The organism is Chryseobacterium sp. RR2-3-20, from assembly GCF_017808115.1.
Lineage (GTDB): Bacteria > Bacteroidota > Bacteroidia > Flavobacteriales > Weeksellaceae > Chryseobacterium > Chryseobacterium oryzae.
Window position 1 is genome coordinate 1 of record NZ_JADQBD010000077.1, and the last position, 12,603, is coordinate 12,603.

General features: G+C 37.8%; 9 protein-coding genes. 6 read left to right on the plus strand and 3 right to left on the minus strand.

Features of this window, described 5'->3' with window-relative positions:
• Positions 1-310: 310 nt before the first annotated feature.
• Genes IV513_RS13455 through IV513_RS13465 form a run of 3 tightly spaced genes read left to right on the plus strand, consistent with a single transcriptional unit; the run spans position 311 to position 2,307 of the window.
• Positions 311-505, plus strand: coding sequence for a hypothetical protein (locus tag IV513_RS13455; RefSeq protein WP_209391079.1), 195 nt, complete (start codon positions 311-313; stop codon positions 503-505).
• Positions 502-2,016 carry a MauE/DoxX family redox-associated membrane protein gene (locus tag IV513_RS13460; RefSeq protein ID WP_209391080.1) on the plus strand — a complete coding sequence of 505 codons (1,515 nt, stop codon included), beginning with the start codon at positions 502-504 and terminating at the stop codon, positions 2,014-2,016. The genes IV513_RS13455 and IV513_RS13460 overlap by 4 nt, the downstream gene beginning before the upstream one ends.
• Before the next feature lie 21 nt (positions 2,017-2,037).
• Positions 2,038-2,307, plus strand: coding sequence for a DUF6520 family protein (locus IV513_RS13465; protein ID WP_209391081.1), 270 nt, complete (start codon positions 2,038-2,040; stop codon positions 2,305-2,307).
• Positions 2,308-2,433: 126 nt separating this feature from the next.
• Here IV513_RS13465 and IV513_RS13470 read toward each other — a convergent pair whose 3' ends face one another.
• Genes IV513_RS13470 through IV513_RS13480 form a run of 3 tightly spaced genes read right to left on the minus strand, consistent with a single transcriptional unit; the run spans position 2,434 to position 9,344 of the window.
• A complete protein-coding gene (locus tag IV513_RS13470; protein ID WP_209391082.1) occupies positions 2,434-4,944 on the minus strand; it encodes a S9 family peptidase in 2,511 nt (836 codons plus the stop codon).
• Positions 4,931-6,304 carry a RagB/SusD family nutrient uptake outer membrane protein gene (locus IV513_RS13475; RefSeq protein ID WP_209391083.1) on the minus strand — a complete coding sequence of 458 codons (1,374 nt, stop codon included), beginning with the start codon at positions 6,302-6,304 and terminating at the stop codon, positions 4,931-4,933. The genes IV513_RS13470 and IV513_RS13475 overlap by 14 nt, the downstream gene beginning before the upstream one ends.
• A gap of 34 nt (positions 6,305-6,338) precedes the next feature.
• Positions 6,339-9,344 (minus strand): SusC/RagA family TonB-linked outer membrane protein, encoded by a 3,006-nt coding sequence (locus IV513_RS13480; protein WP_209391084.1) that lies wholly within the window; start codon positions 9,342-9,344, stop codon positions 6,339-6,341.
• A 1,831-nt stretch (positions 9,345-11,175) separates the two neighbouring features.
• On the opposite strand from IV513_RS13480, the gene IV513_RS13485 reads away from it, so the two are divergent.
• The 3 genes from IV513_RS13485 (at position 11,176) to IV513_RS13495 (ending at position 12,526) form a co-directional block, all read left to right on the plus strand.
• A complete protein-coding gene (locus IV513_RS13485; RefSeq protein WP_209391085.1) occupies positions 11,176-11,316 on the plus strand; it encodes a hypothetical protein in 141 nt (46 codons plus the stop codon).
• Positions 11,317-11,449: 133 nt separating this feature from the next.
• Complete coding sequence (locus IV513_RS13490; RefSeq protein ID WP_209391086.1) at positions 11,450-11,698, plus strand: helix-turn-helix transcriptional regulator; 249 nt, start codon at positions 11,450-11,452, stop codon at positions 11,696-11,698.
• Between the two features lie 327 nt (positions 11,699-12,025).
• Entirely contained in the window at positions 12,026-12,526 is a 501-nt protein-coding gene (locus IV513_RS13495) for a nucleoid-associated protein (RefSeq protein ID WP_209391087.1), read from the plus strand.
• Positions 12,527-12,603 lie beyond the last annotated feature (77 nt).

Here is a 12,603-nt window from a genome sequence, read left to right on the forward strand (position 1 = left end):
TCTACAAGCTAAATCGAAGATATTTTGGAGATAGCCTCTTTGAAAGGCTTATTATTGCTAACATTACAGGGTTATGATTAAAAACGGATAATCAAAAATTTTTATGTTGAGCTTTAGCCTCATGGTATTTGCTCTACAACAATGCAGCAGTTCTGATCTAATTACTTCTGATCAGGAGGATATGACACCCGCCAGCATCATGACTGAGAAAAGAATAAATGACAGTACGCAACACCATACACTCTATCCTGATCCTCCTATTAAAGACGGACATGACTGGAAAATTCCTCACCAATAAAATAAAAAGCAGATGAAGCCCCATACCACAGTAAGCACAACAGGGCAACCATGTCCTACCAGCGGTCTCTGGCAAAGTATGGGGCATTTTAAAACCACTGTTCCTGTAAAGAGTGGAAAGGAAATGCCAAGCTATTGCGGAAGCATTGTGGAATGGATTCTACTTCTTCCCGATCGGCCCCAACATTCAAAAAAAAGTAAACTATGAAAACATTCAGTGCCTACTTCAAGCGATCAGCTGTCTACTTTTTCATCCTGCTGTTTTGCTATGCCGCCATCAGCAAAACCCTGGATTTTGAAAACTTTCAGGTTCAAATTGGACAATCGCCTCTATTGAGTGCTTATGCGGGATTGATTTCATATTTGGTCATTGCAATTGAGATGGTGACTGTGTTGTGTCTGAGTTTTCAAAGAACAAGACTTTTTGGATTATACGCCGCCACTTCTTTGATGTCTGCTTTTACCATCTACATCTATCTTATTCTCCACTACAGTGATTTTGTGCCTTGTTCCTGCGGAGGAATACTTGAAAAAATGGGATGGACAGAACATTTGATTTTTAATATTGTTTGTTTAGTTTTTGGGGGCATCGCTGTATGGATTGATGAGCAAGAAAATAATCGTCCGAAAAGAAGAACTGCAATTCTTTTAGCGCTCTCCAATTTTATCAGTTGTATTGTCATCATCCTATTATTTGTAAGCTCAGAATATATTATCAAAAAAGAAAACAATTTTACAAGAAGGTTTTTGCAGCATCCTATTGAGGAAAAGCAAAGAATCAAATTAAGGTATGATCAATATTACATCGCCGGAACGGATCACCAAGTCATCTACCTTGGATCATTAAAGTATCCACAGAAAATGATTTTGGTTAATACCCAAACAGGTAAAATTGACTCAATGACCATTAAACCTGAATCTTTAGACTTTCCCTTCAAAAAATTAAAACTTCAGGTTAAAAACTGTTTTTATTATCTCTCTGATGGAACCGTACCCGTCATATTTCGTGGAACAGTCGGAAATCCCAATGCAAAAATCATAAGTTACAAAGACGCGTATTTCAGTCAGATTGAACCGGCAGACTCAATGCAGTTTGTTATCAGAACCCACAATAGCATAACCCAACACCTTACGCTTGGCACCCTTGATTTAGCAGAGAAAAACAAGGTTGTATTGAATAATAAACTGCTGACTAAACAAACAGATGGTGTTTTTGATAGTGACGGAAAATTGATTTCAGTGAATAACTCATCACAGTTCGCTTATTTATATTCTTACAGAAACAGGTTTCTTATTATGAACCGTGATGCTACAAAAGGACAGGAATTTAAAACGATAGATACCGTAAACAATGCTTCCATCAAATCAAAATCTTTGTCAACGGGTCTTCACAAAATGACTGTCCCACCTTTGGTTGTCAATCAAGATATGGCAGTACACAAAAATATTGTTATGATCCAATCTAAACTAAAAGCTAAAAATGAACCTCAAAGTTCCTCACTAACGACAGCCGTTATTGATGTTTATAACATTGACAACTCGGAGTATGTAGGAAGTTTTTATATCTACCACAACGGTAAACATAGACTTACTGATTTCATTACTACTGAAACATCATTATATGCTTTGATCGGAAACGAATTGGTTGGTTATAATTATCAGTCATCAATAAAAAAATATTTTAAAAAGGGGGAAGCCGAAAACCTGATCCAAGAGTAGGCAACAAAATCCATATTTATTATGAAAAACATTTTTTTCTCTGCTTTGGTGGTACTAATTGGCACAGGAGCAGCGTTTGCTACACAAAAAGCAAACAACAGCAAAAGTAAAAGTACGATTGTAAAAGGTTATCACTTTGACAACGCACAGAATCTTTGTATTGAAACTGAACAGGACTGCAGTACAGTCTTTGACGAAAACATGTGTACCTGGGGAGTTTCCGGTCCTCAATTAAGAGAGATTGGACCAACAGGTTGTGCAGAACCACTATACAGAGTTCCTGAAAATTAATTATCTAAAAATGGAGGACACTGGAAAGTGTCCTCTTTATTTTGAAATCATTTATCATCAAGAGTATGGATGAAGTTCGTTTTTATATATTCTCATATTTCTGTAGTCATTTTAAAATTAATGATGTTACTGCCTAATAGTATTTTTAATCTGCCGATCAATCCATTCCACCTCTTTTTTACCCTTTAAAAAGTAACCCCACCACTCCATCGTTTTTTGCCGAAGATCTCTGCTTTCATCTGATAACTTTTCCAGCGTATGTCCTCCTTTCGGGTAAAACAGTGCCACGACACTCTTATTAAAACGTTTGAGACCCATATAGAATTCCATGGTATGATCCCAGACAACATTCTTATCGTTTTTTCCTGTCCATAAAAGAATGGGAGCATTGACTCCATCCACATAATGTATCGGGTTATTATTAAAGTACATCTCTTTATTTTCTGCGAATGATTGCCGAAATGAATACTGTCCGTTTTCAAACTGCCAGGTCATCGGAAGATAATTCTGATCACTGAATGAGAAGTAAGTTCTTATAATATCGCTGTGGGCAGAACCTGAGAGATAAGCTGCAAAACGGTTGGATTGCGTAGCTATAAAATTTGTTTCGTAGCCTCCCATCGAATGCCCCGTCAATCCTATTTTCTGCGGATCAATATCGGGATGACTGCTTACTGCATCCAATGCGGCATTAACACAGTCCAGTGCTGAGATACCAGCCCCTCTCCTATCAAAAACCACATCCGGCAGGTAGACAAAATATCCCCTTTCAAGCAGACCATCAAAATCAAAACCTACAGTACTGCTTGTATACTGATAACGATTTGCCTCGTTACTCTGCACCTGATAAATACTGACAATCATCGGATATTTTTCACCAGGTTGATAGTATCTGGGATAATATAATAATCCTTTCAGTTTTACCTTTTTACTATTGGTAAAAATAACAATATCCCTTTTCAGACTTAATGCAGATACATCTATCCGAGCATTACCTATTGTCTTTTTATGAACTGCTTTCTCAACAGTGACAAGCCGTGTGGGCAGATTAAAGTTTTCTTCTAAACAATATGCTGTTTTCAGAGCCTGAATGTATTTAAGTTCTGAGATGTGATGAGCTACAGGCTCTAGAATTTCCACAAAGCTATCCTTACCTTTCTGAGGATTATAGTAAAGATAGGAGTTCATATTGACCGAGTCCTGAAGTTTTACCAAAAGTTCATTATTTTGATTCAATCGGGTTGACTTAATGTGAAACAGACCGTTAAACATTGTTGTTTTGGAAGGACTTAATGTTACCCTTGTATTCTCTGTTCCTGGAACAATCTTATACTGATAACGATTAAGATCATAAGAATACATTCCGTTTCTGCTCTCAAAGTAAACTTTACCCCAATTTTCATCAAATACAGGTTTTTCCAATCCGTCAACATCTATCGTTTGCAGTTTTTGTGACTTAAAGGTAAACAGTTCCCACCGCTGTATTTTAAAGTTAAAACTCAGCAGCTCATTTCCCGATGGCGCTATGACGATTTCTCTGGAATGCTTAAAAACTTCTTTTGTTTCTTTGCTTGCAAGGTGGTAGAGATTAACCGTAAGCATAGGCACTCGGGTTTCATTGCTGAAATTTTTAAAAGCATCAAATGCTAAAACATAATCTCTCCTGTTGGTTGGAGCAAAACCCGGAAAACGCTCGTCTGAAATTTTTTGTGGTTTTGAGTTATTCTTAAACCATAAATAGTACTGATGCGTTTCCTCATATCCCAATCCTTTGGTCTTAAAATCACCGTCATTGCCATACCAGATTTCGGGAATTGACTTTTTACTGAAAGCCTTGAGCCGAACATCAATCCAAAGGTCACCTTCTGTACCGGTTTCTTTGAACTCTGCACGCTGAAATTCTTTGATACCTGATGCAGTAAAGGTTTTTGATATTCCGGTCACTGTATTTACTGCGGACAGCTGTATTATAGATTTGATTTCATCTGCCTCTGTTATCACCATATATTTTCCTGAATCGGTAAGATGACTTCTTTTTATCCTGTTAGATGTTGAATATACCTCTTTTCCTGCCTTATCTGAAAACAGATAGATATAAGACCTGCTTCCTTTCTGAGAGATGGCATACAGTGTTTTCTGTTTGTCTGACTGTATGCTTTCAATTCCTGACACAGTGTTTTGTAACTGTCCATCGGCGTTATACTTTGACAACTGTCCATCTTTTTTCAGTACAAAAAAAGATTGCGTCTCTTCCAAAACTGCTGACTGCTTTACATTCGTAAACTCAATATCTTTTTTCCTTTTCAGGTCAGTCCAATGAGCTCTGCCGCTTCCCGATGTGAATAATACATTATTTCCTAAAAAGCAATAATTTTCATTCATCCTGATGAACTGTTTTACAGGCACATTGGGTTTTTTGCGATCAAATACGACCAATGTATCATTTGAGGCATCATAAACTGCCGACCATCTTCCGTTATCTGAAACCAAAAGATTAGTTAAGGTATAACGCAGCTTCCTTTGATCAGCGGAATCCAGAACTTCCTTATGGCCGCCTGATTTAGCAGATAAAGCGTATGGCAACAGAACCAGCAGACAGAGCAAGAGCCCGTTTGTTCTGCAATTAATAGCCATCATTCTGCGGATTTAATTGAGTATTCAATAACAGTTCTTTCTGGGGAACCGGCCAAAGACTGTGGTACGGTTTCCAGTTCGGTTTAGCAGCTGTCAATTGGTTAAGCTTCTGATGTCTTTTCAGGTCAAAGAAACGATGTCCTGTTTCCGTAAAGAATTCTTTTCTGCTTTCAAGAAGAATTTCATCTAACAATGCTGTCTGACTGATTGAAGTTGGAAGCTGTGAAATTCCCGCACGGTTTTTAATAACGTTAACCAACGGAACAGCTTCTATGATCTTACCTTGTCTTGCCAACGCTTCGGCAAGCATCAGATTCACTTCTTCTAATCTAAAGACAATGGAATACTCATTGGTATTGTTGCTGGTATTTTTATATTTATTGGGTCTGTACCAGGTATTGCTTCCCACCGTCACTGCTGAAATCCAATATTGTTTTCTTTTATCATCTGCGGTAAAAGTATTGATCAGACGGGTCGTCAATGCAACCGTTGGTGGTGCCGAATTGGCAAAATAATAGCTGAGTACTTCCTTAGTGGCTTCTCCCGTATTTCGGGGTTTAAGCTGCCAAATAATGTGGGTTCCGGATTTATCAAATACTTTGGTCAGGTCATTCTGAAACTGGTACTGTGGGCTTGATCTGATCTCCTTGTAAAGCACTTCAGCTTCACTGTATTTTTTCTGAAGCATATAGGTATTGGCTAGAATCAGCTGTGCTGCTTTTTTATTGGGGAATATTCTTTCCGTACTCCTGTACGTATCACTGATCATCGGCAACACTTCATTCAAATCCATGGTAATTCTCATGAGAACTTCGTCAGCAGATGTTTTTTTAATGGTCTGATTGATCATGTAATTGGTAGTCACCGGATAGGGAATATCGCCATAGATTTGCTGTAGATAAAGAAACAGCAGAGACCTGACAATAACTGCTTCCGCTTTTATTCTCTGTCTGTCTGAGGATGGAAGTGATACTGAGTTTTCTACGCCTTCAATGACAGCATTGGCAAAGTAAATTTTTTGATAAGCATTCGCCCAATAGGTGTAAACGGTTGGATTGGAATCAATTAAGGTGTTTCCATACATTTCAAGGAAACCGCTGCTTGTGGTGGTTCCGTAGAAATCAAGGTCATCTGTATAGACTCCGAGATTTCTTCCCGTTTGATTTCCTGCAAGCGGTGAGTTGTCCCACAATCCTGAATACAGACCGGCCAATGCGGCATTGGCAGTCTGTACGGTTTCAAAAACCTGTTCTGTTGTCATTTGGTTAGCAGGAGGTTCCGCTTCCAGCATTCGTTCGCATGATACCGCTGTTCCTAAAATAAACAGGATGATTATTGTTATGTTATAATATAATGTTTTCATTTTTTTTAATTAGGGTTTTGTTAATTGATAGGCATCAGAATCCAAGCTGCAATCCCAACGAATAGGTTCTGAGCGGAGGAAGGAAAGAGCCTGCTCCTGTTTCAGGGTCGATCCCGAAATAGTTGGTTAAGGTCAACAGATTTTGCCCCTGAAAATAAATCCTGGCGTCCTTTACAATAGTTTGGCTGCCTAATGGTATCTGAAATCCGATCTGCAGGTTTTTAAGCCTGATGAATGAGGCATCGGAGTAAGCAGCATCACTGCCCTGAAAGAGAGCATGCTGAGCATTTCCTGTTGATTGGTAAGGCATATACAAACCGTTAGGGTTCTGTGGTGACCATACATTCAAAGCTTCTACCGGTAAATTGTTCATCGTTCCCGGAGAGGTCATTACTGCATTGTAGTTTCTGCTTTTCTGCCTGACCAACTGAAACAGAAAAGACAGGTTAAAGTTTTTATATTTAAACTGATTATTCCAGCCCCCGAAATAGCGGATTCCGATATTCTCTATAACCTGACGGTCATCAGGTGAACTGATTCTGCCGTCTCCATTAAAGTCTGTAAACCGATATTGTCCTATAGCAGGGTTGATTCCTTCCAATTGGTAGACTCTTACCATATTCACAGGCTGGCCGATGATGTAGGTATTGGCATAGGAAGATCCTTCCAGTCCGGGAAAGCTGATGAGTTTGTTTCGCGGGATACTCACGTTGATGCCTGTTTCCCAGCGGAAGTTTCCCCTATTGAAAGGCTTTCCGTTGAGCTCCAGCTCCCATCCTGTATTTTGAACGACTGCATCGAGATTGGCATTCACGGAGCTGAATCCTGTTACCGCAGAAAGCTGATAGCCGACAAGCTGATTGGCAGAGCGGTTTCGGTAATATGCTGCGGTAGCGTTTAAGCGGTTGTTGAAAAAGCCTAAGTCTAAAGCGAGCTCCAATTTGGTGGTTTTTTCCCAGCTGAAATTCGGGTTATACAGTCGTGAAGGAATGAGCCCCGTTACACCGTTGTAAATGGAATTGGCACTCACTGTATAGCTATTCAGAAACTGGAAGTCCCCGATATTGTCACTTCCCGAAGTTCCGAAACTCCCTCTCAGTTTACCTAGGCTCAGCCAGCTCAGGTCTTTGAGTTTATTTTCTTCCGAGAATAGCCATGCTGCACCCACAGCTCCGAAGCTCGCAAACCTGTTATTGGGTCCGAAGCGGCTGCTGCCGTCTCTCCTTCCCGTAATATTCAGGATATACTTTTTGTTCAGCTGGTAGTTGATTCTTCCGAACAGTGCTCCATATCGGTAATCTGTTGTTATATGATCGCCCACTACCCTTACCTGCGCAGCAGCAATATTCTGTAAAAAGGCATTGCTCTCAAAACCTGATCCCCGCAGTGAGCCTTGGGTTGTTTCATCAGACTGATAAGTCATTCCCGCCAGCACATCAAATTTGTGGATTCCTTTCTGATAGTTCCAGTTCAGCTGAGGCTCGATGATGTATGAAAATTTTTTCTGATTAAAGGTATTGGAACTTGAATAAAAGCTCGACTGTCCTGTTACATACGAAGGATTGTTGATCGTATTGGGGCGGATGGACCATTCTTCAAAAGCCTGATAATTAATACCGCCGTTGACCCTTACCCTGAAGTTTTTCAGCAGGTCATATTCTGTATTGAAATTGGTGATGAACTGAAGATTATCATTGGAATAGGTAGCATTATATGCTGCTGCAGGATTGGTAAAGGTGTTGTTCTCCCAGTTCAGACTGCCGTCTTCCTTATACAGCGCCGGAGCATTGGGCGACAGCAGGTAGGCAGCTCTCGTTATATCTTCCACAATGACGTTATTGTGCTGAGTGGAAAAAAGATTGGATACGCTTAACCTGAAATGCTTGTCTTTGGAACGGTGGCTGAGGTTGGAGGAGATATTGTTGGTTTTGTACTGATAGTCCTGTGTGTACACCGTAGTTTGTTCCTGATGACCGAGACTTACTAAAAAAGTTGTTGTATCGTTACCGCCACCTAGTGAAATCTGGGTATTGCCGGCAGCTGCCCTGTTTCCTATCAAAGTTTTGCGCCAGTCTGTATAGCGGTTTTCATTCCATGTTCCGTTGACATCATACGCTGTTGCAGGGTATACTGTTACTCCTGAATTGGCAAATGCCTGTTTTCGCATGGCAATATATTGCTCTGTATTCATCATCTCAAGATTGGATAAGGCATGGCTGATCGAATACTGAGTATTGAACGTAAGGTTCAGTTTTCCTGATTTTCCTTTTTTGGTAGTGATGAGCACTACTCCATTAGCTCCCCTTGAACCGTAGATCGCCGTAGCATCCGCGTCTTTTAAAATCTCAATGCTTTCGATATCCTGAGGGGGAATACTGTTTAAGGGATTGATGTTTCCTAAAGGGATGGCACTTCCTGAAAACTGGGTGGTCATGTCGTTACCTATCGGGACACCATCTACGATATATAAAGGCTGATTGCCGTCTGTTCCGCTGTTGGATAATGTTCGTAAGGAGTTTTGCCCACGGATTCTGATTTGGTAACCTCCACCCGGAGTTCCTCCGTTTTGGGTAATGCTCACGCCTGCCATTCTTCCCTGTACCGCAGAAAGCACATTCGTCACAGGCTGATTTTCTAGGTCTTTTGCAGAGACTTTAGCAATGCTACCGGTTCTTTCTTTGTCTTTAACCTTATAGTAGCCGGCGTTGACCACCACTTCTTCGATGTTTTTGAAGTTGGACCTGAGATGTATGTTGAGCACGGAGGCTGCACCTGCTGTTTTCCGCTGTTCTGTGTAATCGGGATGGCGGAAAACCAGTATCGGATTATTTCCTGACACCTGAAGAATGTAGTTCCCTTTCTCATTGGTAACGGCTGTTTCACTGCTGTTTTCCTGAGAGACAGTAACGCCTGAAAGCGGTTTATTCTCTGCTGTTACCGTTCCTGATACGGTTTTGGTTTGTGCTTTCAGTGAACTGCATATTACAGTCAGCATCAAAGCACAGCCCATGCTTCCTATATTGTTATAGGATTTTTTCATAGTTTTGTAATGGTTTTTAATTATGTTAATTACTACCTGCTCTTTCCGACGGTCGCCAAACTTAGGGAAAGGGCTTTTCTTTTTTCTAGTTCTTTTGACTCTTTACAATCGTGGAACTACTGCGTTAGGTTGTCTTGAAACAAAAGATCAAGACCCAAAAACTTTTACGCTACAAAGTTTAAAGTTTTCTCAGTTCTTTTGTCTTGAAACAAAAGAACCAAAAGTTCAAGACCTGGAAACTCCGGCTAAAAATTCAAATTGAATCCTAAAATTCCCAAAACTTGCGCGAATACAAAAGCCTATCTTCATTCATAATTTGGGTCGCGCTTCGAACAATGGGAATTTTTTAACGGATTAAATTTTAATTTTCTTTACGCCTTCATTTCCTATGTCATTTTTTTCGATTTGTCATTCTATAAGTATTGGTTTTTTTACTATTGGTTTTTAATGGTTTTTAATTATGTTAATTACTATCTGCTCTTTCCTGATGTTTTTGTCGACTTATATTTTTTCTCTAGTTCTTTTCACTCCATAAAGTCATCGAATCCAAAGGTTTGGCTTAGACCAGAAATTACAAAAGTATCAAGACTCCAAAACTTTTACGCAACAAATTGAGTCCTGCTGAAAAGTTTAAAGTTTTCTCAGTTCTTTTGTCTTGAAACAAAAGAATCAAAAGTTCAAGACCTGGAAACTCCGGCTAAAATTTGTTTCTCCTCGCTAAAAATTCTAAACTCGCGTGAAAGCGAATTTTAAGCTTCGGCTCTGTTATTTGACCACGCTTCGAACAGAAGATTTTTTTTATTATTCTTTTGTCTTGAAACAAAAGAATCAAAAGTTCAAGACCTGGAAACTCCGGCTAAAAATTCAAATTGAATCCTAAAATTCCCAAAACTTGCGCGAATACAAAAGCTTATCTTCATTCATAATTTGGGTCGCGCTTCGAACAATGGGAATTTTTTAACGGATTAAATTTTAATTTTCTTTACGCCTTCATTTCCTATGTCATTTTTTTCGATTTGTCATTCTATAAGTATTGGTTTTCAATGGTTTTTAATTATGTTAATTACTATCTGCTCTTTCCTGATGTTTTTGTCGACTTATATTTTTTCTCTAGTTCTTTTCACTCCATAAAGTCATCGAATCCAAACAAATTGAGCCCTGCTGAAATGTTTAAAGTTTTCTCAGTTCTTTTGTCTTGAAACAAAAGAACCAAAAGTTCAAGACCTGGAAACTTCGGCTAAAATTTGTTTCTACTCGCTAAAAATTCTAAACTCGCGTGAAAACCAATTTTAAGCTTCGGTTCTATTATTTGAACACGCTTCGAACAGAAGAATTTTTTTAACGCTCGCAAAATCAATTTTCTTTACGCCTTCATTTCCTATGTCATTTTTTTTCGATTTGTTATTGTACAAATATTGGTTTTCTTTTCACATTGGTTTATTTAAATTTTTTTTACTTTTTTATACGCTGTGTTTGTCATGTTTGTCATGTTGTAAGCATCTTCATAATAGTATTTATTGACGCTTAGCAACGAGACAGTGCCAATCTTATATGTTTCATTTTTATACTTTTTTGTATTTAATATTAGTCCATATTTCATGTCTTTGAAAACAAAACCTTCTCAGTGCCTTTTGGGTAAAGATTATTTTTCAGGTTGCCGTAAGGCACCGGAAAGCATTAATTGATATGAATGAAAATGTGTCCCGTGTAAGCTTTTAAGGCCGCAATAGGTTGTACCTTCCTATTGTATCGTGTAGTCTGATACTATATTTTAGGAAGCGGGCTTAGATTGTGATGTAGAGATAAGGCGAACAGCATTGAAAAAGACGGCATGGGTACTCTACATTATCAGCCATTGAGGTACTGGTATACCGTGGAACAGATAAGGTATAGAGACCCACGCCTAGGTCGTGAGCCGCTTACTTATCCTCTCGTTCCTAAAAATTACCAGTTTCCAACGGCGAGATTCTAAGCAATAGCTTCTATCATTCTTTGAAGTATCGCAAAGTTACATTTATTGTAACCTATTTACAAATATAATAATATTTTCTTATTGCGCACAGAAAACCGCATTATTTTTTTACCCTTTCTTTTAATTTGTTCTAATGGATGACGAAAAAGACGTAATTATTGCTATTTGCAAATACATTTATCTTAACTGGATTTCAAAGGCGGAATCACAGAGAGATTTTGCTTCAAAATGTGGTGTCGAAGAAAGTACTGTAAGAAGAATTAAAAATATTGCATTAGGAACATCTAAGACTGATTACAATATGTCTTTAAAAACTTTGATTAAAATTTGTCAAAAAAAGCAAATAACTTTAGAAGACTTTTTCAGAAATATAAATAGATAAAATCCTAATTAATAGTTAGAATTTTTATTTTATTTACCAATTGTTTGTAACAACGCTACGAAAATTATTGAAAACTTTATATGTTTCCGCAAGCTTCTGTTTAAAAAAGATCATCTTCGTGTCATCATAAGTCTTTTGATTTTGAAGTTTTTATTTATCAACAATTCTAAATTTGCTATAGTAAAAGCAACTATTTTTCAATAAACTAATCTATGAATAGGCTTATTATTACACTGCATATATTTTACAAATAATAAAATTACTGAAGCAATACTAAATAATACTCTTACATAATTAGTGTAAAATTCTTATTTTTATAAAAAAACTATGAAACTTAAAAATATAATCTTACACCAAATCATCAGAGAAAATGAAGATGATCCGGAATTGAATTGTTCTGATCATAATTTAATTCATAATGAAACCGTGGAAGAATTTGTTGAAAAACTTATAAAAATCTACTCCTCTAAAAATCCGACTTTTGGATCATTTGAAGATGATTCTGTAAACTATCCATTTCAGTTAAAGGTAAGGGAATACTTAAAAAAATTAGATTTTTTACGTTTTTCGAAAGAATCAATGAATATTCTAAAGAAAGAAATCAAAACACCGAAGGCTACAGGTGGATATGTGGTTTTTGTTCACTATGAAGAAAAAAAAGTAGATTTTGTAATTACTGCCATGCTTGATAAATCAACACAATTTGCTGTTGATGATAGCAGCTTGGGAATTGAAAAATTGAAGACACTTGATATTGATAAACTAGCAAGAGCAAATAGGATTAATATAAAAAAATGGGATAATAAACCCGTTGTGCATTTTAAATAATACTGACTTTTAAGTTGTTGATATTTCGATTGAAATAAGTTTTGTTTATAAACTGCACAACTGTTAAAGCCGTTATT